This window comes from Agreia sp. VKM Ac-1783 (assembly GCF_900177765.1).
Taxonomy (GTDB): Bacteria; Actinomycetota; Actinomycetes; order Actinomycetales; family Microbacteriaceae; genus Agreia.
In genome coordinates, this window is sequence record NZ_FXWI01000003.1 from 831836 (window position 1) to 854507 (window position 22672).

28 protein-coding genes are annotated in these 22672 nt (G+C 58.6%); 7 read left to right on the plus strand and 21 right to left on the minus strand.

Features of this window, described 5'->3' with window-relative positions; all coding sequences use genetic code 11:
* Positions 1-48 precede the first annotated feature (48 nt).
* From CCK87_RS13660 to CCK87_RS13700, 8 genes are all read right to left on the minus strand, one after another.
* Positions 49-471, minus strand: a complete 423-nt coding sequence (locus tag CCK87_RS13660; protein ID WP_086461884.1) for a hypothetical protein — start codon at positions 469-471, stop codon at positions 49-51.
* The gene (locus tag CCK87_RS13665; RefSeq protein WP_086461885.1) at positions 468-1289 is read right to left on the minus strand and encodes a replication-relaxation family protein; all 822 of its coding nucleotides are present in this window, start codon (positions 1287-1289) and stop codon (positions 468-470) included. The genes CCK87_RS13660 and CCK87_RS13665 overlap by 4 nt, the downstream gene beginning before the upstream one ends.
* 163 nt (positions 1290-1452) lie before the next feature.
* Entirely contained in the window at positions 1453-3462 is a 2010-nt protein-coding gene (locus tag CCK87_RS18060; RefSeq protein ID WP_140162848.1) for a type IV secretory system conjugative DNA transfer family protein, read from the minus strand.
* Between the two features lie 506 nt (positions 3463-3968).
* Positions 3969-4163, minus strand: coding sequence for a hypothetical protein (locus tag CCK87_RS13680; RefSeq protein WP_086461888.1), 195 nt, complete (start codon positions 4161-4163; stop codon positions 3969-3971).
* Between the two features lie 18 nt (positions 4164-4181).
* The gene (locus CCK87_RS13685; protein WP_212638228.1) at positions 4182-4748 is read right to left on the minus strand and encodes an MT-A70 family methyltransferase; all 567 of its coding nucleotides are present in this window, start codon (positions 4746-4748) and stop codon (positions 4182-4184) included.
* Between the two features lie 210 nt (positions 4749-4958).
* Positions 4959-5537 carry a hypothetical protein gene (locus tag CCK87_RS18065; RefSeq protein ID WP_140162849.1) on the minus strand — a complete coding sequence of 193 codons (579 nt, stop codon included), beginning with the start codon at positions 5535-5537 and terminating at the stop codon, positions 4959-4961.
* Entirely contained in the window at positions 5530-5751 is a 222-nt protein-coding gene (locus CCK87_RS13695; RefSeq protein WP_086461891.1) for a hypothetical protein, read from the minus strand. Before CCK87_RS13695 ends, CCK87_RS18065 begins: the two co-directional genes overlap by 8 nt.
* Entirely contained in the window at positions 5748-6050 is a 303-nt protein-coding gene (locus CCK87_RS13700; protein ID WP_086461892.1) for a hypothetical protein, read from the minus strand. The genes CCK87_RS13695 and CCK87_RS13700 overlap by 4 nt, the downstream gene beginning before the upstream one ends.
* 125 nt (positions 6051-6175) lie before the next feature.
* Here CCK87_RS13700 and CCK87_RS13705 point away from each other — a divergent pair, with 125 nt between their 5' ends.
* Positions 6176-7285: a hypothetical protein gene (locus CCK87_RS13705; RefSeq protein WP_086461893.1), complete on the plus strand. Its 1110-nt coding sequence runs from the start codon at positions 6176-6178 to the stop codon at positions 7283-7285.
* A 146-nt stretch (positions 7286-7431) separates the two neighbouring features.
* Here the strand turns inward: CCK87_RS13705 and CCK87_RS13710 are convergent, their stop codons facing one another.
* The 5 genes from CCK87_RS13710 to CCK87_RS13730 form a co-directional block, all read right to left on the minus strand.
* Entirely contained in the window at positions 7432-8235 is an 804-nt protein-coding gene (locus CCK87_RS13710; RefSeq protein ID WP_170927285.1) for a helix-turn-helix transcriptional regulator, read from the minus strand.
* Between the two features lie 92 nt (positions 8236-8327).
* Positions 8328-8804, minus strand: a complete 477-nt coding sequence (locus CCK87_RS13715) for a DUF6879 family protein (protein ID WP_086461895.1) — start codon at positions 8802-8804, stop codon at positions 8328-8330.
* A gap of 109 nt (positions 8805-8913) precedes the next feature.
* A complete protein-coding gene (locus CCK87_RS18345) occupies positions 8914-9063 on the minus strand; it encodes a hypothetical protein (protein ID WP_170927224.1) in 150 nt (49 codons plus the stop codon).
* A gap of 715 nt (positions 9064-9778) precedes the next feature.
* Positions 9779-10150 (minus strand): hypothetical protein, encoded by a 372-nt coding sequence (locus tag CCK87_RS13725; protein ID WP_086461897.1) that lies wholly within the window; start codon positions 10148-10150, stop codon positions 9779-9781.
* A gap of 265 nt (positions 10151-10415) precedes the next feature.
* A complete protein-coding gene (locus CCK87_RS13730; protein ID WP_086461898.1) occupies positions 10416-11066 on the minus strand; it encodes a hypothetical protein in 651 nt (216 codons plus the stop codon).
* A gap of 136 nt (positions 11067-11202) precedes the next feature.
* Here CCK87_RS13730 and CCK87_RS13735 point away from each other — a divergent pair, with 136 nt between their 5' ends.
* Entirely contained in the window at positions 11203-11487 is a 285-nt protein-coding gene (locus CCK87_RS13735; protein ID WP_086461899.1) for a helix-turn-helix transcriptional regulator, read from the plus strand.
* Between the two features lie 96 nt (positions 11488-11583).
* The gene (locus CCK87_RS18350; RefSeq protein ID WP_170927286.1) at positions 11584-11751 is read left to right on the plus strand and encodes a hypothetical protein; all 168 of its coding nucleotides are present in this window, start codon (positions 11584-11586) and stop codon (positions 11749-11751) included.
* 106 nt (positions 11752-11857) lie between these two features.
* Here the strand turns inward: CCK87_RS18350 and CCK87_RS13740 are convergent, their stop codons facing one another.
* A complete protein-coding gene (locus tag CCK87_RS13740) occupies positions 11858-12343 on the minus strand; it encodes a DUF3846 domain-containing protein (protein ID WP_086461900.1) in 486 nt (161 codons plus the stop codon).
* Between the two features lie 159 nt (positions 12344-12502).
* Positions 12503-12856 carry a hypothetical protein gene (locus tag CCK87_RS13745; protein WP_140162851.1) on the minus strand — a complete coding sequence of 118 codons (354 nt, stop codon included), beginning with the start codon at positions 12854-12856 and terminating at the stop codon, positions 12503-12505.
* Between the two features lie 306 nt (positions 12857-13162).
* On the opposite strand from CCK87_RS13745, the gene CCK87_RS13750 reads away from it, so the two are divergent.
* Complete coding sequence (locus CCK87_RS13750) at positions 13163-14029, plus strand: hypothetical protein (protein WP_140162852.1); 867 nt, start codon at positions 13163-13165, stop codon at positions 14027-14029.
* A 181-nt stretch (positions 14030-14210) separates the two neighbouring features.
* Here the strand turns inward: CCK87_RS13750 and CCK87_RS18075 are convergent, their stop codons facing one another.
* The 4 genes from CCK87_RS18075 to CCK87_RS13770 form a co-directional block, all read right to left on the minus strand.
* Complete coding sequence (locus CCK87_RS18075) at positions 14211-14894, minus strand: hypothetical protein (RefSeq protein ID WP_140162853.1); 684 nt, start codon at positions 14892-14894, stop codon at positions 14211-14213.
* A gap of 1045 nt (positions 14895-15939) precedes the next feature.
* The gene (locus tag CCK87_RS18080) at positions 15940-16998 is read right to left on the minus strand and encodes a hypothetical protein (protein ID WP_140162854.1); all 1059 of its coding nucleotides are present in this window, start codon (positions 16996-16998) and stop codon (positions 15940-15942) included.
* 144 nt (positions 16999-17142) lie between these two features.
* The gene (locus CCK87_RS13765) at positions 17143-17766 is read right to left on the minus strand and encodes a hypothetical protein (protein ID WP_086461905.1); all 624 of its coding nucleotides are present in this window, start codon (positions 17764-17766) and stop codon (positions 17143-17145) included.
* 222 nt (positions 17767-17988) lie between these two features.
* Positions 17989-18378 carry a lactococcin 972 family bacteriocin gene (locus CCK87_RS13770; protein WP_086461906.1) on the minus strand — a complete coding sequence of 130 codons (390 nt, stop codon included), beginning with the start codon at positions 18376-18378 and terminating at the stop codon, positions 17989-17991.
* A 219-nt stretch (positions 18379-18597) separates the two neighbouring features.
* Between CCK87_RS13770 and CCK87_RS13775 the strand changes: the two genes are divergently transcribed.
* From CCK87_RS13775 to CCK87_RS13785, 3 genes are all read left to right on the plus strand, one after another.
* Positions 18598-19434: a TetR/AcrR family transcriptional regulator gene (locus tag CCK87_RS13775; protein WP_140162855.1), complete on the plus strand. Its 837-nt coding sequence runs from the start codon at positions 18598-18600 to the stop codon at positions 19432-19434.
* Positions 19435-19529: 95 nt separating this feature from the next.
* On the plus strand, positions 19530-20147 hold the full coding sequence (locus CCK87_RS13780) for a hypothetical protein (RefSeq protein WP_086461908.1): 618 nt from the start codon (positions 19530-19532) through the stop codon (positions 20145-20147).
* Between the two features lie 147 nt (positions 20148-20294).
* On the plus strand, positions 20295-21218 hold the full coding sequence (locus CCK87_RS13785) for a hypothetical protein (RefSeq protein ID WP_086461909.1): 924 nt from the start codon (positions 20295-20297) through the stop codon (positions 21216-21218).
* Here CCK87_RS13785 and CCK87_RS18085 read toward each other — a convergent pair.
* Together CCK87_RS18085 and CCK87_RS13795 are read right to left on the minus strand one after the other, a co-directional pair.
* Positions 21210-21446 carry a hypothetical protein gene (locus CCK87_RS18085; RefSeq protein ID WP_140162856.1) on the minus strand — a complete coding sequence of 79 codons (237 nt, stop codon included), beginning with the start codon at positions 21444-21446 and terminating at the stop codon, positions 21210-21212. The genes CCK87_RS13785 and CCK87_RS18085 overlap by 9 nt on opposite strands.
* A 229-nt stretch (positions 21447-21675) precedes the next feature.
* Complete coding sequence (locus CCK87_RS13795) at positions 21676-22668, minus strand: restriction endonuclease (protein WP_086461911.1); 993 nt, start codon at positions 22666-22668, stop codon at positions 21676-21678.
* Between the last annotated feature and the right edge of the window lie 4 nt (positions 22669-22672).

Genomic DNA, 22672 nt, shown 5'->3' on the forward strand with positions numbered 1-22672 from the left:
GTCCGATTGCTAGGACCGCCGACCACTTAGACAGCAGGCGATCCTGTGTCATCGGAGGAACAGGTAGATCTGGTTCTTGTATTCGACGAATTCGTAGATCTCGTCCATTTGGGCTTTGATGAGGCCGAAGTCCCAGTTGAGTATGTTCTCTGGGATTGCATGATCCTTCGTGAATTGAAGGAGATCATGTGCCCAGCCGAGCCCATCGAGCTGAGCATGCAGGATATCGGTGAGCGTGGCGTACTCGCCTCGAAAGTCGGAGTAGAAGTCATCCTCGAAGCTTGGCGTGCTGGAGTCGGTGTCGGGCAGCGTCAGGTAGGCGTAGAGCGCATCGCCAATGCGCTCGTGGATACGCTCGAGATGTCGCGCTGTTTGCCCTCCTGTCTTGGTCGAGCTCAGCTCCGAAGCCTTGTGTGCGGTCTCCTGATGAGCCGCGTGGCGGGAGCCGGATGGGTTTTCTGATTCGTTCATGCTCGTTCCTCCTTTCCATTGAGGGGCGGTTGATCGGTGATGATGGCTCCGATTTCGTCGAAGCGGGCGACGGTGAAGAGCCGGGGGTGAAGCGATCGTGAGTTCGCGAGGGCGTTTCGCAGTTGGTCCGCTCGCCGCTGGGTTGTGGTGAGCCAAAGGACGCGTGGGAAGACTTCATGCGAGGCCTGTTCCTTGCCCGTCTTCCGGTATGACTCGTAGACGGCGCATTTGCCGAGAAGCGTTTTGAGCGACTCGGTTCCGAGATCGACCTCGATGAACCAGCGGTCGTCGAACTCATCATCCGAGAGGACTGCCGCGAGGTCGGGTTTGAGCCAGAGTGATTGCCCGCCGGTGCCAATGAATTGTCGCCAGGCGGTTTGTTCTATTTCGACGTGCGCGAGGCGGAGGGAATTGCGTCTAGCGATCTCCTCTAGAGTGACGCGCGTCTCTGCGACCGCGAGTGTGTGAGCCAGGAAGGTTAGAGACGGGTCGAAGTGGCTTCGGCCTGTTTTGTTCTGGGTGAGGAGTCTGTGTCCGTTGATGTCGAGGGTCCAGACCTGGGACGTGGAGCCTCCACCTGTCCCTCCGATGCGGCGTTGGATCCTGGCAATCGTTCGAAGGCGTTGGAGTCGTTCAAGCACTCGGCTGCAGGCGCGAGCTCCCGCTGGCTGTGTGGCGTGGCCGTAGAAGTGGAGCCGGATGATCTGCTGGGCCGTGAGGAATCTGTGCTCTCGAAGTGAAGCCAGGATGGCCAGGTCGCGGGTCGAGAATCGCATCCGGAAGTGGTCGAGTTGCCGGTGTCCGAGACGGTTCAGCATGATGAATTCCTCCGGGCGGTTGACGGAAGGAGAAACACTGCGAAGCAGGGGTCAGTCGTTGCGGCTAACGGCTGTTTCGCCCCCAACCACCGGGCCGGGCGGGTGCTGTGCCCTCGGGCGATTGGTCGGGCGACTAGACGGGCTCCCTGCCCCTGTGGAGGCCTCATTCGGTCCTCCGTTTCTGCCGCCCGAAAGCCTCTCCGCCGTCTCGTACTTCGTTGGTAGGAGCGCCGAGTTCTTCGTTCGAGGGGCTGGCCCCGTATCTCTTCTGGCTGAGTGCGCGAAGCTCGAGTTCGTTGGACGTCACCGGTGGTGGAGGGAGCGTCCGCCCGGACATCCAGGGCGCTGCCGCGCCGTCGACGATGAGGCGGGTATAGATCTCGTGTTTGCCGAGGGACTGAAAGTCGATTGGTTCGAGGCCGTCGGAGTGCTTGGCCATGGCGGCGGCATCCCCAGGCGTGAGGCTGAAGCTGATTTTGTTCCGAGCGTTCGTGTCGATCGCGGCGAGCATGGGGTCGGACATCTGAGATCGGTATTGGTGCGCGAGTACCCAGCCGACCTTCATGGCGCGTGATCGGGCGAGCGCTTCGGGGAGATCGACGGCGCGGAGGTGAAGAAAATCCTGAGCCTCGTCGAGGTAGATGCTCACCTGTCCGCGGTGCTGCTCGGGAATCGCGGCCTGGGCGAGCGTGTGCGACCACAAGCTTGAGACCAGCAAGGAACCAAGAAGCTTCGCTGAGTCGGGCCCCAGGAGCGATTTGTTCAAAGCCACGACGAGTATCCGGGGCTTCGTGAAGAGGTCCCCGATCTGGAACTTCGGGTTCACCTGACCGAGCACATTCCGCAGATTCGGCCTTAGCAATAGCTGTCTCAGACGACTGAGTGAGGGCGCGATGACCTGTGCTTGCTGGGCCGGCGGCAGAGCGTCGAATTGTGCCCAGAACGGTTCCAGCCCGATCGGGTCATCGAGCGTGCTGGTGAGTGAGCGGCGAAAGACAGGGTCAGTCAAGAGGCGCGGCAGCCAGACCAGTGAGGCTTGACCGTGATGGGCCAACGTCAGAAGCGAAGCGTGCATGACATCTGTCGTGCGTGGGCCGAACGCGGACCCGAAGAGGTCTTTGAACGTTGCGAGGATGCTGTCAGCGACGAGTTCTGGGGGAGTGCCTGGGATGACGAGCGGGTTGAGACCGACCGGATGAGCATCGGAAGGGTCGAGAACGACTACGTCGTCTCTGCGGTGTTCCGGGATGCGCTCGAGGAGGTCTCGGACAAGGTTTGCTTGAGGGTCGAGGACAACGACGGATCGGCCAGCGTTGAAGTCGTCGAGTGCGAGCCGAACGATGACAGAGGACTTTCCCACCCCTGTTGGTCCAAGCAGCACTGTATGGAAGCGTCGCCCGTCCGGTGCGATCCCGATTGGCACCTTCGTTGCGGGAGCTGTCCCGACTGCGAACACCCCCTCCTTCGCAGCGACTGCTGGGAGAAGCCGAGGATGGCCATTGGGGAGCCCGGGATAGGTCTCATTGCCAAGAGGCCAACCAATAAGCGGGAGCACCTCGGATTCACTGAGGGTTAATGGCCATCGGAGGGGGAGTGCTGCATCGTCGAGTGCTCCGTCACGGTCTCGAAGTAGACGAATCCGTAGGCCGGGCGACTGCATCGTGCGTAGCGCCGCGACAACGCCGCTGAAGACGAGTCGCGCCGCGACGGGGTCGGAGGCGCTCGAAGCAATGCGCACCTTCGCCGCAAACGCGTGTTGATGGCGCTTGGCGGCGAGTTCGCGTCGTAGCTCAGGACTGGCTGGACGCTCCCCTGTGAAGACAGAATCCATCCAACTCTGACTAGGATCCACCGGTCCTGACCCGAGTTGGCTGGGTGGAATGCCGCCGCCAAGAATCACCTGAATGGCGGTTTCGATCGATGGCGGCACGGTGGCGAGCGCGCTAAGTAGTTGACGAATCGCAGTGGGTGCATCGGAGGCATTGATGCTGAGCGAGCGAGGCTTGATGTGTAGCTTCATCGTCTGCTCGAGTCGAGTCCGAGGCGTTTCGAGTTCAACCAGCGAAGCTCCTGGCACGAGCGATTCAAAGAGGGACTGCAGTCCTCGAAAGGCTTGCGGGACAGCGCCCACCAGGTAGGTGGCCTCATTGTTGGAGTAGCGGACTTCGAACACGACGGGCCGCCGTCCGCCTTGGGAGGCGAGCCTGCGAAGTAGGGCTGCGACGTGAGGCTCTTCGAGTGGGCGAGGTAGATGAAGCCGTCGCCAACGAATGACCTCACGCATCCTGGGCCTCGCCGGGACTCTCGTCTCGGTGACTCGCTGACGGTTCCGATAGCGTGTGGCTCTTGGCGGCATCTGCCTCTCGTTGGGCGAGGGCGAGGAGGGCACGGGCAAGTTTGGGGAGGTCCGGTTCATCGCGGCGAACGCCGTGCACGAAGATACGCCGCTCTCGCGCCGTGCCGGATCGCTTTCGGTTTCGTTTCCCACCCGTCATGATGCGCCACCTTCAAGAAGGACGGATGGTTCTCGTCCTGCCGATGTGGCATGGTTCCCCTGTTTTCCTCTTTGTATGACGGATCGGGGCCATTTAGTCAAGAGCGAAATCACGCCGACGTTGTGCGACTGGACGGTGTCGCACTGCGTGCAGAGCCGATTAGCCGCCGCAGCGTGATGTGACTTCACCAGCGGTTCCGGCGAGTTCGTACCCACCAGATGACTACTCCGGCGAGTGCCGCCATGGCGACGACGACGAACAGCACGACCCAGATCTGCTCGATGAGGTGCACGGCCCACCAGATGCAGAGCGCGCTCCCAAGGATGAGAAGGCAGGAGCGCCATAAACGCGTGAGCAAAGGCGGACGGTCGTTGGACATTCTGTTGTGCCCTCCTGATCATTTGACTGCCCTCGTAGAGGGAGAGTCGGGGACGGGGAAGCCGTCGAGGTCGACGTCGGAGGCGATCTCGTTGCCCCAGACGTGGTAGCCGTGGCGAGGTCGTCGGGCGAAAAGCTCAAGTCGATCACCGTCGGGATAGAGGCGGTCAACGATGTCGTAGAACTCCTCGGGCTTGTGCGAGTGCTCCTGCACGGGAGCGAAGAACCAGGTCCCCTGCCCACGAAACGCAGGTTTCGGCGGACGGCCTTTGATGCCCAGCAGAACGTGCTCGGTCATGTTTCGAAGCGGCTGCCCCAGGCCCATGCGAGCTTTTATCCACGTAATGGTGCCGGAGTACTTGTAGCCCCAGGCCTCGAGGACGTCGTGCCCGGTCTTGATCGTGGCATTGGTGACCCAGAGGAAGCAGACCGAGTCAGGGCTCATATGTGCTTCGATCGCTGGCCCCATCGCTTTGATGTCATCGTCGGTCATGAGGTCGTAGTGAGCCTCGGCGCCGAGATGCCCGAGCTGGCCGGCCCTCCAGGACGGGTCTGCGATACAGACCGAATGGTGAAAACTGTTCATTGGTGATGTGTCCTTTCCGCCGAACCAGCAGAGCGCGATGATCTTCATCACGGTCCGCGCAGGGTTGGCGAACGTAGTGAAACTCAGTGAGGCGAGAGCGGCAACCGTCCGACCGGTGAGCAGATCGGAGCGATCGGACGGTTGCCGCTCAGGGGTAGACAGGTCAATATGAACGCTGCACGTCGGGCGTTGTAATTTCTTCTACGCGACTTAGCTCCGACGTGACGGGGCCGACCTTTCGTTCTCGAGCAGGATCGCGTCGGTCAGCCCGTACGTGAGAACATCTGATGTGAACTGGCGAGGACTCGATGGGGTCGCCCCTTTGATCGCCGTGTAGACAGTGGTGCCGACGAGCGCCGCATACAGGACGGCTCGTGCTGGCCTGGAGACGCCGTCGAATGCTGCGCGGTCGAGGAGGTCGAGATCGAGACTTAACTCTTCGGCACGAGTGAAGCCGTAGCCGTCCCGAACCTTCACGATGCTCCGCCAGAACGCGAGCGGCTGGTCGCCCTCCATACCCGTCAAAGCTGTATCGCCGTGTAGGTGGTTCGGTACGGGAAGGGGGACACTTTCCGCGGTGGAATGGGCAACGGCGCGGTGCAATTCGTCGAGCGACGTTGGTGGTGAGTCGCTGGCGACGAAGGCAAATCCGACTTCCGCCATCAACGCCTCGGCCACGTCGCTCACGTAGCTGCTCGCTGCAATTCGGGCCTGGGGAATGCTCCCCAGCGGCAAAGTCATCTCCAGCCCCGGACCACTGTCGATCAGAATTCCGTCACGCTCAACCACGACTGCCTCCGTTCTTGCGAATCGCTTCCTGGATGGCCTGAGCCGCCTCGAAAGCTTGAGCGTCGAGGCGCCGCTTGACGATTGCAGCGTTCGCGAATGCCGACAGCTTCGCGCGCTCTTCCCTGCGTTGACGAGCAGCGGCGAGCAGGACCGAGGTGGCGCCCACGATGAACACGGTCACGAAGATGATCGCCAGCAGGAGCGCCGCGATCACTTGAACGTCGCGATCTGGAAGGCCGCACCACGGCTGTAAGCGTGAAGAACCTCCAGCACGTCAGACGCAGCGGCCGGGGCGGATTGCAGTCCCTGCTCAGCCATGCCGTACAGCGTGATGATGTTGTTCGCGGCCGACGCCGTCAGGAACGCCCGAGCCTGATCGGTGACATGAGCCACCTCAGTTCGCGCAGCAACAGTGTCTACCTCACGCTTGGTCTGGCGAGCAATGCCGCCACTGAGCTGGTGCCCAGAGGACGTGGTCGTCCCGCCGAGCAAGGACACAATTTCATGAGCCATGAAGGGTTCTCCAATTCGAGAGAAAGAAAGCACCGACGAGGATTCATCGGCACATATCAAGCCTCGCGACACCGCCGTCGCCGATATGGGCGCAGGCGCGGGTAAATGACGGGCAATATAGGGGCATGGCCGCAGATACGACCGCCCCGACATTCAAGGAACTGGTCGCCGACCTCAAAACCGTTCGAACCAAGAGCGCCGGACGCATCCGCGATCTGCCGCTTCCTGCGCTGCGGCGCGCGTGCATCATCACTGACCTCGCCGATGCTGTCACGGGAGAGCCAGCACCGGTCATCGCGCTCCTACGGAACGCCTGCGATCTGCTCGGTGGCGGCACACTCCAGGAAGCTGCGGAGTACACGTTGGGCCTCGTCGAGGGCACGATGCTGTGGACTGTCGCAGCGCGACACAAAGAGGCCGCCGACCGCGTCGGTATGACACCAGACAGCTTCCGGAAGAAGCCCCAAGACGAGACGCTGGGTCAGGTCGCCGAGGCCATCCTCCGACTCTGCGATGATGCACGGCTTCGGCGCGGGCGTATCGAGATGGAACAGCGGCGACACCCGGCAGACAGCAGATTGGCCGTCCAGTGGGTAGAACGGTTCGAGGCCTACAACCGCATGTGGACACCGGCCTATGCACTCGCCGCTGACCTCGAAGCAGCTCTCGAGACATACGTGGAAGAACCGGCACCGCATCCGCCGTGGGATCCGACCCTAGACGAGCCATACGACCCGATTCTGCAGGCTCGAGGATATGCCCGATCTGCGCTCTTTCGGTTCGCGCAGTTCGAACTTGAGCTAAAGCGATTCATGAGCAAGCACGGAGGAATGTGGCTCCTCTCCGACGCCGACGTCGAACAGGAAGCTGCCGACACCGTCTACAAGATCACCTGGCATAACAACCTCAACGACGAAGACGAATCGTTCCTGCGCCGCCTTCTCGCCGATAGTCGACACGAGGAAGCGGAACACTTTTCGAGCGTGCTTCTCGGACTCAAGCAGGGCGTGGAAATCCACGACAAGTGGCAGTATCTCGTCAAGAAAGGCGTGGGCCTCGCCGACGCTGACAAGGCGGTCAGTCAGGTATGGATGACAATTGCGGCCTGCAGTCGTTACTGCGAAATTATTGAGAACGACTGGCTCAAAATTGCGGATTGGTACCGTCCAAATGCGCGGCCGGACCGTGGTCTCAGTGGCAAAGAATTATTCGGCTTGGTAACGCGAGAGGAGTAGGCGGGGCAGTGACGTTGAGTCGTCGTCCACTATGAGAAGCCGAGCTGGCCTGGCCACACATGAAGATCACTCAGGCATCGCAAGATTATGAAACTCAGCCTGGTCGGACGGCCAAGTCGCTACGGCGTCGAAGGTGGGAGGTGTCGTCATAGATTAGACGCTTCCTCGAGGGTCGTGATTGCCTTCCGGATCACCCGGAGTGCGCCGGAACCATATATGGCGTGTGAAGCAATCTCGGCATGTAGCCGGACGAGTGTCGCAACATCCCGCCGGTCGGTAATTTGTTGCTCGGCGACGGTTGTTTCCGCTGTAGCAAAGGCAGAGTCGAAAATCCGGAACCCAGACATAGCAAGCGGGACGGTTCCCCTCTCCAGAGGCACGATGCCGATGGTGGTATTCCGTCGACCAAAGTGGAGGATCAGGGATTCCAATTGCTCGCATTGCGTGGCTGGCGAGGCTGGGCGGTTGTACAAGGATGATTCGGACAGTATGAAGTGAAACTTTCGATCAGCACTCGTCAAGATCTGTTGACGTTGGATGCGCGCGTGGACGGCAGACTCAACATCCGACGAGGGCACCCCAAAGCCTCGCATCACGTATTTCATGTACTGGGGAACTTGGAGGAGACCAGGCACGATCGTCGGCTCATATTCGTCTATCGCTCGGCTCGATGATTCATAGGACGCAATCTCAAACTGTTTTTGGTCAGAGCCACGGTCGAGTATCACCTGATACGAAAGCGGTGCTTGATGGGTCAACTTCTCCTGAAGGAGAAGCTCGCTTCTTTCCTGCGGTGTGGCGACTAACGCCAGCACGATCTTCTCCACCTCACTTCCATCTAGTGGTGTCGCGCCGCTCTCAATCTTCGAGATGGTGGATTGTGAGACGTTTAGCTTTTTCGCGACGTCCGTCTGTTTCAAGTCGCGCGAGACTCGGAGCTGTCGAACCATCTTGGCGAGTTTCGTCCTCGCCATGTCTACATCGGTAGGGGTGAGTATTGGGGATTCTGGGCGCATTGCACACCTACATTTGCTGGCGGTTCTTAATGGAGAGGCTCGGCTTTACTAAACGCATTTATCCACTCTCTAGCTGTAGTCAACTGTTCGTCAGAGGCCTCAACAACGTCGGCGCTGACCCACGATCCATCCGCTCGGTAGTTCATTTTGGCAATCCACCGCTCGTCGAAGAGCCAGAAATCTTCGACAAACTGGGGAAAGTTAGAGCGACGTTGAAGTCGAATGTCCTCGCCCGCATTGATCCCAGGCTTGTACGCCTCGAGCTCAAACGCCTCGTAGGTCGTAAGAGGTTCTGAGAGAAGCCGAAGGCGAGACATGGTTTTCCCGTCGCCCACATTCTTCGCGACAAGTTGAGACCACTCACTGTTGAAGTCGACGGGGACAGTACCATGACGGGCGAAGTGATCCAGCGCTTCAGTCTCCTCATCGACCTTGTACGCGGGAAGGCCCTCCAAGCGAAAAGCCGATTCTTCGTAATTTTGAAACAGATCAGCGAGATTCATCAGTTAGCACTCCTATATGCACGGGTGATTATGAGAGAACCCGGTTGTTTCGTCAAGATGACACCAGCTCCGAGGTCCGCGAGAGGAGGACCTCGGAGCTGGTGACGAATCAGTCGAGCGATCCGTTGGCGACAAGCTGCCGGAGCAGGCCTTTCGGAATTTGCACGACATCTTCGCCGGCCGGAATGAAGTCGCCTTCGAACTTGTCCCGCGCAATGTAACCCTGCACGATGACGCTGTCCTCATCCGTCTCGTACACGGTCGGGCAGCTACCGCCGCTGCACACGCCCGAACCGTCCCTGTTCGTGTTGGCGATAACGCGGTATGTGGGGTTCTGTTTGCTGTGTCTAGCCACTATGACCTCTCTCCACCTACGAGGAAGCCAAGGTGGCTTCGCGATTCACACTAGGGGAGTTCGAATACATTCGCTTCGATATTCCTAGAGAGCGAATATGCATCCCTTCTATCGAGTAGTCGAATGTACAGCGAAGAGGTATTCCGTCTTCCAGAAGAAGGCCATATTCCGATGTTAGGTCAACGACACTGGCAGCAGATATCCGGTCCCGGGTACCGAGCAAAAAAGTCGGCCATGCATTCAGTAAGGCATTGCTGCTATGTCAGGAAGGTTCGTAACATGCTAATTCGTCCGCTGCTCCGAGATGCGACTCCGACGTATGCATTCAACGTGTATTCGTCAGGCATTTTCCTCTACAAACTTGAGGTCGAAGCGCAGAGCGTCTGTGAAGCCGAAGTCGCTGCATTCCGTGCCCTCGTTCCCGGCGAATATCTGTGGCCTGAGTGGCCTCTCGGTCACGAGTACATACCGTAGGCGACGGAGTGCCCACGCCTTGAGCGATACCGTCACCCTCCTTGGACGCTTGGCAACGGAGGCCGAAATTAACTCGGGGCAGAAAACCCACCAAGCGGACATGGAAGGAACTAGAGCACTCTCCGTCGTGCGTCCAACAGTCGCTCTATCCGAGTCTGGAGAGAACCTCGTTGATGATCGCGTCCGCCTCGTCCTGCGGGGCCGCGCCACCGGCTCCGGCCGTCACGAACTGGTGCCCGACGAAGCCTTTCATTGAGTGTCCGCCGTACTTGTCCTCTTGGTTGGCGTAGGTGTACGAACCGATCTGAACCGATGTCGACGAAGTATCTCCGGTGGCTTCGTTGTAAGGCAGCCTGTAGGTGGCGCCTTGGTCGATGTATTCTGCGCCGTCGGCGATCGGGCAGATGCTGATGCTCACGGGCATGCCGCCAGATCGTCCGCCCGAGGTGAAGTAGACCGTCACGAGCCCCTTGCCGAAGGTGACGCCGTGCACCGACGTGCCATCCGCACCCAGCACTTGCTGAGCGCTGCAATCTAATTTGGTTGGTCCGAGTGACTCATAGTCGCCGACGGGTCCCAGCACCGAAGCGGGATCCGAGCCGGACGATGAAGCCGGTGAGGAACTCGAGGATGAGGAACTCGTTTCGCTCGCGGTCCTATCGGATACACAGCCAGCAAGGGACAGACCAACCACGGAAAGTAGGGCGAGAGCAGCTACTCGATTGTTCAACGGTCTTCTTTCGTTTCAGAGAGTTCGAGGAGGGGGTGGGGCGAATGATGCGTTATGGGGTTACTGCTTGCAGGAGGGTGGTCGCTGTATCTGCGTCGCCGCCTCCGGCCTCGTGCATGTCGTTTATCTGAATGACGGCCTCATCGAACTGCGCGTACGCCGCAGCCATGTCCCCGACCATGCCGACAAATGCCTTGGGGCTGCCGTCGACGTGAATCTTGCTGTAGTCCTTTAGCTGTATCGGAATCGCGCCCAACTGGCTTCCCGCGGTGTCGGCGGTCTTGAACGTGTACCGAAATAGCTGCACCGCATCGCCCGACGCGTTGGTGTAGACGCACGCAGACCCTGACTGGCTCAGCACGCCGAAGTCCACGTCGTCAACGGTGGTCAATGCCGAGTCGCCAAGAAGCTCTTGAACACGTTCCGAGATACCGAAGGCCGCGCATGTATCAGCCTGCTCGGTCGTCACCGCGGAGATATCGGTGTTCGCCGTGACGGACGATTCGGACTCACCGGTATCGGTTGCGGTTTGCGTCCCCTCCGACGTGCCGCTGGCCTCGTTGTCCGTTGTCCCAGCAGGGCCTGAGCAGGCCGAGAGGGTGACGAGTACAGCCAGTGCGGCGGTAACCGACCACGCGCGTGATCTTGAGTAGGTTCGCCGCCCGACCTCGGCAGGATTCGCATCCTGTTCTGACCTCTTCATCAAGTGCTGTCGACGTATCGCCATTCGCTGGATTTCCCTTCATAAACGAGCCCGAAAGGCCTCTTAGGGAAGGCCGTCCACAGCTTGCCATATACAGGAGGCTATAGGCCAGTGGAATGCCACTGAAGCTGGGGAAATGGCACGCAAACGACCTTCGGGCAGTTGGAAGGAATTCGCGGCCCTCCTTGGCACGAATCTGCACCGCCTTCGTCTCGAGCGAGGTTTGAGTCAAGAACAGCTCGCCTACGCGGCCGGGCTGAGTCGCTACACCTACCAGAAATTCGAAAAGGGCGAATCGATGCCTGGAACGCCATCGAATCCATCGCTTCGAAACATCATGGCGCTCGCCCAAATTCTGGATGTCACACTCGATGAACTCGTGCCGTCTAACTGGCCCGATCTACGCGCGGGAAAGTCATAACGGGGCTCCGTCGTTCGATATTGCCCAGTTACAGTGAGCTGGGCGATACGTCGTTCGGTGTTGACTCGACGTCTTACTCATCTGAACAATGAGTCCATGGAGATCGACGCCGACGGCCTTTTAGAGGAGGGGCCGCTTTGCTCGGGCTGCGGACGTCTGTTGGAGCCGTCGCCAGTATTGGTCCCCGAGACGCAGACGTTGGGCATCGTTTATTCCTGTCCCGATCACGGCATTCAGTCTGCCGGTCGCGCATTCACCTCGTGACCCCTCGGAGGGGTCCGTCTATACCGGCGTCCTTGGATGGCCGGCCGGTGCAGCTGCCTATGGGAATGGAAAAGCCTCTGTCGTTAAGACAGAGGCGATCCCACGTTCAGTTGACGGACACGCGCACCTCGATGACGTTCTTCAATCGGGTCCACATCAATGCGTAGCCGTAGGCGTCGACCCACGTTTTGAAGCCTCGGCGTCTAGGAACGGTGGTCCAGGCGATGGGGTTTCCGGTCGCTCGGGATTCGATGACGAACGTCTGTGGTTCCAGGAGCAACGACACGAATGACGGTGGTACGTCCTGGGTCTCGCCCCAATAGGTCGGTCCCAGCAGGATCGCGTCGCCGCGGATCTCATCTCGGAGCAGGAACGGGCGGTTGTGTAACCAGAGCAGCAGTGTCGCTCGTTGGTTGACGGGAAGCTCCCGAAGCTTGCCCTCCTCATTCACGAAGAGCGACGAGGGCGGGCCGGCGAGCTCGATGTTCTGAATGTCTCCGTCAACTTCGGTTTGGTAATCGTCGAGAGATTTGAACTCTTGCAGTACGAGTGGTTTGGCATCGCATGAGGGGATGAGGATTCCGGTTGGCATGGGTCACGTCCTTTGATCGTGGGATGTACCTGCAGCCGATTGGCTGCAGGATGGAGCCCGCGATATAGAACTGGAACGTGGTTGTGTCGGTGGAAGCCCGACCGCACCGCTCGAACCTTGTGAGGCGAACAGTGCGGCGGGCTCCCACCATTGGGGAGATCAGGCGTTGGCAGGCTTCGCGCCTCGAGCAGCGTTCGCCACCGGGGGAGCGGCGGGACGCTTATCCTTCGCCGTTGCGTCGAAGATCGCCGCTATCGCGCTCTGCTTGGTAGCGGACTCACGTTCGATCTCGGCGCGGACCTGAGCTGCTCGGGCGAGCACCTTGGGATCGGTTTTGCTCTTATCGATCCAGTGCTCGAGAGCGTAGCGGATCTCATCCGTGACGCTCCGGTTGTTGAGCTGGGCGATGATGTCCAGCTGTGCCCGGGTGCTGTCGGTCATGCGAACCGACAACGGTCTGATCTGGCTTCCCGCGCCCGATTGATCGGACACGGTGGACCTAACTTCACTCATGCGAGTGACCTCCTCATTGGATTGCGGCCGGCGAACCGGTGGGTTCCCCTGCAAAGCCGCAGGACGACGAGGAGCTGCTGGACGTGCGCGGCGTTAGCGACGATCTTCGGCTGCCGTCACTGAGTAAAGCTCTATTGAACGAATCGGACAACCGACCGATCGCCAGCGTTGTGTATTCCACGACATGCGGGACTACAAGTCCGAGGTTGACTCTGCGAAGAAACCCGGCGATCTATCCGATTGCTTTCGCTTCCCACATCAGCAGGTAGATAATGCTTTTGCAACCGCATCGATGAGGAGTTTCGCATGACCGACGTACCTGGTGGTCTTCTTGGATTTCGAGGAGATCCCAAGTGGCGGGACATGTCGGATTACCTTGTTCATTTCACGAGTCGCGAGTCTCTACTGAGTATCCTCAACGACCTTCGCATCGAAGGCCGGAATCAGTTTGGTTGGTTTAGAACTGACAACGCGACCGCGAATCTGCGCATGAGCGCGTGCTTCAGTGAGGTGCCTATTGACCAGATTGATCGTCTCGCAGCACGACGCGGTCGCTACGGAATCGGTTTTCGCAGGACCTTCGTCCAGTCCAAGGGCGGCGGCCGCGTCTGGTATGCAGAAGAGCTCCAACGGGAGCTTCTGTTCGATGCGTTCAAACACATCTATCGGACGGACCCCGCGCGAATTAATCCGCTCTGGAAGTTGACCCCATTTTTCGACGGTATTTCTCCGGCATACGACTTCGCATGGGAGCGTGAATGGCGTGTCCCAGGCGGGCTGAGCTTCGAGTTGTCGCAGGTCGCGTTTCTTGTCCGTCCGCGTGTCAGCGATGCCGGGAACGAATTCCTTGAGCACCCAGCTCCCTGCGTTCCCTTACTCACGTCCGAAGCGATGGAGTTCTGGGAAGAGGCGTTCGAGGCACTTGGGGGACCTGAAGACAAATATGTGGCGGCCGTATTAGAGAAATTTGCGGACCCAAATAACCACCTCGCCTGGGATTCAGAGGAGCGCGACTACTTCTGGACTACGGTTCGTTACTCGGCGGAAGATGCGGTCGAGTGGGTGCACGGTAGCGACCTAAACGCTGACGCACTCGAGACGGTCATCAATCGGCTTAATGAGATATCGCCGTACTGGGTGCGCATCGAGCAATTCGAGATAGATATGACCTAGGTTCACCTTGACGAAAGCTTCTCACTCGAGCCGCGGTCTCCCACGGCGCGACTGAAACGCTGCTTGGACAATACACTCTGTGGCTTGGTCCTGATCAGAACACGGGATCGTCGCGGCGCAGAAGAAATAGTGGGATTAGGCGGTTAGCGCCACGCCCTGTATTGGTGCCATCGAGCGGAACCTACCGTTCCTTGAAGTACTTGAAAAGGTCTCGCTCGCGAGTGACTAGTACACCGACGATTGATCCAAGGAGAACCCCGATGCTACCGAGCCCCACGATTCTGAATCCCGCCGAGGCAATGGATATAAAGTCAGACTCGAGGGCCGTCTGGCTCAAGAACAGGCTCGCTCCTGAGACGACGAGGACAGCGGGAATCAGCCAGAACAAGTTCTCGAGCATCACCTGAAGTGTGAGTCCAGCCTTTGGAATTCTGCTGTGGAGCGCGGAAGCCAACTCGAGCCGCCTGAAACGAACGGGCACAAATCCGACAACGGATCCCAGGAGAAGCGCAACCCAGGGAAATGACTCGGAGGGCCGGCTATTGAATGCGGAGATAGCGTCGAAGGACACACCCATAGTCGAGTTAAGTTGGCCCAGCGTTGGCTTGGCCGCTTGTCCAATGGTCTCAACCGACGTCCAAATAAGACTTCTCGTATCCTCCGCCGGATATGGAGCATCCATCCAACACGCGTCGAACATGGTGGATGCCGTAACCGGCTCGATGAATATCGCGGCGTAACCAAGGCCGGGTGCCCGGCCGTCGTCGGGATAGTCATAGACACCTTCGACACGAACTGGCCCATTCTTGGTGTCGACTGAATCGCCGGTAGTTACGGATAACGTCACTGCCAGGTCATGGGACACGAAGATTCCAGTTTGAGACGTGTCGACCTCGTGTGGCAGCAACGCAAGAAAGCCCGGAGACGCACGTTTCGTCGGAACGGGCGACGATGGCAAGGACGAGAACACCAACGGTTGGGTGTCCGCTACAGCGCCTGCTGCCCTCACCCTAGGTGCATTCGCAAGATTGTCGCACGCCATTCCACCTACCTGGCCGGTGGCAGTTAGCGTCGTAGTGGACGCACCCGAACTAGTGAACGCGGCATTCTTAGCGAGGACACCGTTGATGGCGGTTACGTCAAAGAGCGCGAGCCCGCCGATGAGCGCAATGAACAAGATCAAGCTGACGACGGGACGGCTGGTTCGTGCCGCGACGTTGCGCGCCGCTTCGGAGAAGACACTGTCTAGGCGCATTACTAGGCCACGAGCGTTATCTGTTCATCGCAGGCATTTTTTGTGCGCTCGTCGTGAGTGGCAATGACGACGATGCTGCCTCCTGCTGCAACATTTCCGAGTACGTCGCTCACTGATTCGGCGGTCCGAACGTCGAGCTGCGCGGTCGGCTCATCTACAAGGAGCAGGCTCGGGGAAGAAGCCAAGGCCCGAGCGAGCATAAGTCGCTGCGCCTCGCCCCCTGACAGTTGGGAGAATGGACTACTTGCCCGATCTCGTAGCCCGAACATACTCATGATTTCCAATGCCTGAGACTCTGCGATCTGTCTCGGCAGACCTGTTGCGAGCAGTGGTAGCACTACGTGATCGAGTGCAGTTCGCTGAGCGACTCCATGAGGATTCTGGAACACCCATCCAACGCTGGTGATTCCGACACGGCCGATGTTCCCCTCGGCGGGGCTTAGCCAGCCTGCGAGAATGCTGAGGAGTGTCGATTTGCCGGATCCTGACGGGCCTGTGAGCGCGTAGCTGAGGCCAGGACGAAGCGATACATTCAAAGCGTCGAATAGAAACTCGCCCCCGTCGAATTTATGCCGAACCCCAACGAGAGACAATGAGGTACCGCTGTTGTCCGGGTGGGCGCTGCTGGAGGTGTACACCTCCGGATGGCTGCGGCCTAGCATTTTGTGTCTTTGGCTGGGTGGAGGTCCACCGCTGCGGGTGGCGTAACGTCGTTGGCAAAAGTTACATATGCCTTGCCGAGAGACGAAGCGACGACAGTGACTTGCAGCGGCGTTTTGTCCGCGACGACGCATGCCGTCGGACCGTTCTGTGAGGCAAGTGCCGAAGGAGGCATGATGGAGACGTTCAGCGGAGTAGCAAGCTCCAGAACTGCCGACAGGCCTCCGCCGTCTAACGATCCACTGCCTCCGTCGGTTTGATCGCTATCCTCACCCTTTTGTGGAGTAGTCCCACTAGCCACGCTCGCTCGATAGCTTGGTAGCGTCGCGAACAGGGCGAGATCCTCGGGGGATATGAGTTCTGATTTGTCGTCCACAGCGAACGAGCTTCCGTCCACGAGGAGCAATCGCGGCCCTGGCACAAGATCCGTGGGCGCGGACTTTACGGTGACACCTTGGACATCGGCCTCGAGGCTTACACCGGCTTGGCCCTCTGAGACGGTTGCGCCGAGCGGTACATCGCAGCTGGACGCGACGGCGGTAGGTGCCGGAAGCCACACCACGCTGGCTTTTGTGAATACAGCGGGGTCAGCTACTGGGCTGCCAATTTCTTTGAGACGGGATTGGAGGATGGACAACGTTCGGGGCCCCATGATGCCGTCAGTGGCCACTTCATAACCGAGTCGAACAAGTTCGGTTTGAATTGATTTCACATCCTCACCTTTGTCCCCATCACGTAGGTCGCGCCAGAGAGGCGTAGATGTATACAAGTTGAGCAGCGGGCTACCAGACACCGCCAAATTTGTCTGCCATGAGACGAACTGCGTGCCGACCTCGCAGTCCATACGTGTGAGTAAGCCTGCAACGGGAGATGAGAGCTGACGTTTCTTTCCAATCTTGACCGTCAATTGCACGTCGCGGGAGTCCGACAGTGACTCGGAGGTGAGAGGAATGACGTCGGCGGAGTTCTTATCGATGGTAAGCGAGGGGGGAATCGCGGGTGGTTGCGAGATGAGGAGCCCCGCAGTTAGGCCAGCTGCTGCGACCAAAACCACGACTAGAGTCCAGATTCCTGTGCGAAATTTCGGCAAAATTATCCCTCGCTCATCGCGATCCGGAAACGCATTCCGTCGCTTTGTGGCCGTGTTTGAACTTGCAAACATATCGACATGGCCACGATGACGTCGATATTCAAAACGCTATCCCTGAATCCCGAGAGGATCCATGCGGCAGCTGTCGAGCGCAGCTCGTCCTGCGGCCTGGTCAGGGAATGGGAACTTGTCGTCGGCAGAATCAGTGGTGTAGTCCTTTGCGCCATATCCGTCGGGAACAACACCCTTTTTTGAAAGGCACGCCGCAGTGATTTCGTTCTCGTCCAGTTTGTCGGGGTTTCGATGCGTCCATGTGTACAGTGCGCCGACAAGATCCTCACCAGAGGAATGTGAGCACTCTTTGACGCTGGCGTTAGCAGCGTCGTTCCCCAGCTTGGGATCGAATTTAGTCTTGTATGAGCCATCGAACCCGTAGTCGGAGACAGTGATTCCCTTGGCCGCGACACATTCCTGGAAGTTGGAGAGCATCTCGGAGAACTCTTGTTCTGTGACCTTCCCATCGGATAGCACCTCCTTCGCGAAGTCGGTATCCGCTTTGGCATAGCTATCGGCGAATTCGGCAGCCCAGGGTCCCGTGAACTCGGGTGTCGATCCTGATGAGCCGCCGGAATCGCCGGTAGTGCTTGATGTGCAGCCGGCCAAAGTCAGGCCAGTCGCCAGCACCACGATGAAACCTAAACCGAACTGAGCGAATCGAATATTCCTAGTCATGCTTATTCCTCTTCATCTCGATTGTTGAAGCATTGCCTCGGTAGCTAGATCCCCAGCATTAACAACGTGACGTGTGTTCGGGAGGCTATCTTGTCAAATGTTGCGCTGAAGGATGCTCATTGGACTTAAAGACCAAGGACGGAACCCGCGAACAGGCTCCGTCTTGGCTGCCAAATCCGGAACGACCCCGCGGCGTGGGCCTTGCCGAATCGACTGGTATATCTAACTGACGTCGTAATACGCCTTGTTGCCGCTGTCCGTGGCAGGAGATTGGTAGGCGGCCGCGAGGAGGCCGGCAACCTTCCATCCGGAGTACTCACAGGTTCCAGCGCCATTGCACGCGGTGGCCTTGTGGGGCCGTGAGTTGTGCTGGTATTCGGAATAAACCTGGCCACCGCTTCCGTAGATTCCTCCGGACCGAACGCCGTAGTTCCACGAGCCACCCTCCGGGTTGGACGTGGTCGCGGATGCGCTCAGGGCACCGCCCATGACCATGCCCGCAGCGACGACGATCCCGAACATGGCACCGATGACCTTCTTGCGGCTTCGCGTGACGTTTCTGCTCGTTCCGACCGCCACAGCTTCGTGGCTTGATGCGTTTTCGAACTTCATTTTGGGCCTCCCGACCTCTCAAATGGATTGAACATGGGGAGGCTAGCAAGGACGATATGCGTCGGTGGGAACATGAAGTTCCAATCTGTAAACCCGCCTCGTTGCTCAAGGCTTTCACTGGGATCTCGGACTTAGATGGGACACGAAGTCTCATATTCGATGCGAGCTGATGCCTAATTTCGTAGATGATCTTGTTAATCGTCTAGAAACGGAGTGCTGGTGACGACCACAAGCGCAACGGAGCAAGCGGAGCACAAAGGATCCCGGACGTCTGCTGACGAAGCGAGAAGACGAATGCTTGCTGTCGGGCTGAACTACGTCAAATCGAATGGTCTAAGCGTGGGCTTTGATGAGTTTCGTTTGGACGACGTGATATCTGCCGCCGGGGTGTCTCGTACCACCGCGTACAGGCTCTGGGACAACAAGAGTTCTTTCGTCGACGATGTGCTTGAAGAAGCCGCAAAGTTTGGATCCGCGAATCTTCTGATCTCGGGAGACATCTGCTCCACGCTCAAGCTCGTAGACGCGAATCGGAACCTTTGCGCGACCGTTGAAGGCAGGAACCGATTACTCCATCTGATCGTCAAGGTCGAGTTAGAGAACAATTACTACGCGACGATCGATTCGGCCGCATGGCAGTCCTTCCTCGCGATATCCGCGACTCTACTCGGCAACGTAAAACCCGATATGCGTGTCCGGTTAGAGAGTTGTCTTTGCGAGGGCAGCGCCCAATTTATCGACAGCATGGTGGATTTCTATACGGAGCTCCTCCGGCTTTTAGGTTTTCGCCTACGGGCTGGACGAGGAAGTATTCGTCTCTTTGCGACTCTCAGTTCCTCAATCGTGGAGGGACTGGCCGTCCGGCATCTCTCAAATCCGAAGATCACAGACAGTTTTTACGCCGTTTCCGCCCCTGCTTGTGACGAAGCTGAGGGATGGTCTCCGGCCGCAATCGGGTTTTTGGCGCTCTTCGACTACTTCGTGGAACCGGATCCCGACTTCAATTTTCGGCGGCTGATACGGGGCTTGGATGAATACGCGAGTGGTCGCACATAGTAGCTAACGCCTGTAGGTCATTCGTGTTCAACGCATGAAGTAGACCGAGTCTCGTTAGACCCAGAGGCTTCTTAGTAGGGCCACCGAGGAGCGATATGCGCAGCAAACTGATGATCGAGACATGGCCAGTGCCGGCAGCGCGTCGCGCCAAGAAGCGGCAGACGGTGAAACTGACTTGGTGGTCTGTCATTGCGATGTGGCGGTCGAAGCCGTCAATGATCGTCGTGCTTGGACTCGTCGCGCTGATTTACGCTGCTCTGTTCTTTGTGCCGCCCATTGGAATGGCCTCGGAGCTTGCCCTCGTCCCAAGGGTTCTTATATGTGCCCTAGCAGGGCTGGTGCTGATCGCGGCCCTCTATTGTCTGACGACGTTCTGGCATATCGTGAGCCCCACGACAATCGTTCTCGTGGACGACCAAGCGATGGCCGTAGCGAAGGGCAAGCTTGCGGGTGGCACAGAGGTGTGGACCTTAATTAACCATTCGGTGCGACATCAGCATCGCGGTCATGGTGCTGTTTTCCGCGGACCGCTTTGGGCGGCTCTTATCCAAGCGCACCAGAGCGGGATCGAGGTGCAGTTGCGCGCCTCGCATGTGAAGGTCCATCGCATCTACCTCACCGAACTCAGAATGCTTGGTTACCAGCTTCGACCGATCCCACCGGGCGACGCATCAAGCAAAAGGAGTCGATACCACCGCCATATCAAGGCTTGACTCGCACGAGTGGATAAGCCTAGGTAGCGCGAGCGGTCTGCGGTCGCAACGTTCGAAGATTTATACCGATGTCGCGAGGGCATTGTCGCCGTCGGGAATTGCGTCCGTAAAGAGCCGACTGTCCGGGGCAGGAGATATGGTCACTGCATGTTCACACATCGCGTTGAATACACCGAGGCCCGGATCAAGCAGTTGCGTGTTCTCGTCCTCATCGATGAGCTTTCGAGTTCGGCAAATGAACAGGTCCAGCTCGCAGCGCTAGGTGAGCGTATGGAGCGGGAACCGGATCTGCGCGTCGTGTCTCTTCCCTCGCAACTCACGCTGCTGCGTGACGAAGGTCTGGTTGTCCTTGACGAGCGTCTTGGCCGAGTCATCGCCGCGACTAGGTTGCTCCCAGCCGGTGTGGCTGAAGTACAAGCCTTCACTGCGTGGCGCGGATCCGTGCCCGTGCGTCGCCGCGCTCTCCGCGACATCTATCTTCAGTGGATCTACGACGAGATTGAGGTCAAAGACGCGCACCCGAGTCCCACCGATTTTCTCAGCAGCGGGCCGGCGTTTGCAGGCATTAGCTATACCGAAGTCGACATCGAAAAGGCGGGGGAGTGGCTCGTCGCGGACGGGTGTATTAAGGGTGAAGGCGCATGGGGGTACGCGGGTCCCTTGTACCCAACGCTGACGAAGAAAGGGGCGTACATCGTGGAGAACGGACGATCAGTCAACGATCCGCCGCCGAACGCGGGGAACACCTTCAATACAGTCGTCAATGGACATGCGAATCTCGCCCAGGTCAGCACGAATGTTCACCAAGAGATGACGTTTGAGTGGAAACCGCAGGCCGCCGCTCTTCTCGACACCATTGAGCAGGCGCTCCCCGCGCTTGATGAGGATATTCGAGAAGCGGTCGAGTTGCGTGTGGCGGCGGCCCGCCAAGAGTTAACTGGCCCCGGGGAAGTGTCGAAAGTGCGTGCTGCGTTTAGCAACCTCGGTTCGTTCCTCAGCGAGACCGGTGCTGGCGCGCTCGGTGGTGTCCTGGCCACACAGGTCAGTCTCTTCCTCGCTTCGCTACCGTAGGACGAATTCGAAGGGCTCACCCGAGGCGACCGCAACATCATAAGCATGGAGGCCGTCTGCGTTCAGATCAAGGGGAAGCGCCTCGGCGGCATCTGCTTCGACAACATCGATCGGAAACCCTTCGTGTGTGGCCCGGAAAGCGGCATCGGCCGCATTGATGTTGGCGGTGATTTGGGCATGGAGATCTTGCATGCCTTGCTGAGAAAATTTGATCGTGTGACGGCTCATGGAATCAGGGTATGTGGGGCCACTGACATCGCTTTAGGTGCGTGGGAGCGCTAGAAGGAATTGACTCCCTGCTGATTCCGAGCAGCTCGGTTTCGAGGTTGGCGTAGAAATCAACGGCACGGTTGGACCTACACATCCCAGTTGGTTCCCGTTTGGGGGACCGGCTTATGCAGAGATGCAGCCGCGACCTGTGTCAGTGACGAGCAGGAACGGAGATCGGCGACCTGTCTCAGCCGCGTTCAGCCAGAAACCTCAACCTCCACATGATTATGTTGTCGATGCGAAGATGCCAACGTTCGCCGAGGTGCTCCGCGAGCAGGTTTAGCAATCGGTCAGCGGACACAAGCTCAATGCGCTTGTGTCTTGCAGCAAACTCGGTCGCGGATCCAGAGCCGCTCGTGAATCCTCCCGGTGCCACCAGGATTGCTTTTGCAGAATCGTAATCGTCTAGCACTCCACGGAGTGCGCGGACCTCCTGCACTCCCACTGGGTTATGCCATTGCTTGCATTCGATGAGAATGGTGACGCTCGTGCCTACGCCCTCAAGGGTCACGACAATATCCCGCCCGCCGTCATGGCTGGCCGGAGTCACGACAACTTCGTACCCCATCGATTCCCAAAGTTCAGCGCACAGAAGTTCGAGCTCGAGAGGCTTAATGTTCTCGAGTACACCAAGGGGGCCGGGGGCATTGCTGAGAGACAGCGCGCGGCTGCGAGTCATCTCGAGGAAATCGCTCAATCCGTCGATTGCCGTATCAGTGAGCCACTGGGCGTGAGCTCCTAGATAGCTCAGTGCGATTTCTCTCATTGCCGCCGGCTTGAGCTCCGCTAGGTCGAGAATCCAGGTCAGGTCTGGTGTGGGTGCGGCCGATGGCTGACCCGTGACTGTAGCTACGTACCGGCGCTCGTATTCAGTGGACAAGTTACGTTTCATCCGATCAACGATTTCGTCTTTGATGATCGCCAGACCGAACGCTTCCATCTTGGACAGACCAACCCCAGAGGGAAGTAGGCTCCGAAGAATGGCTACATAGTCAGCGGTGCTCAGCGTTGGGGCCAGGTCGATAATCTCGTCCCGAATCCCGTCGGGCAGCTTCCCGCGCACCAGCCAGCTTGTAGATGGAAGATGGGTAGAGTGCAGCATCGCATCAATCCATGCTTGAGCGTCAGAGTTGAGCGCTTCGTATCCCAGTAGGGGGTCGTCGTAGCTGACGGTGGCCATACCG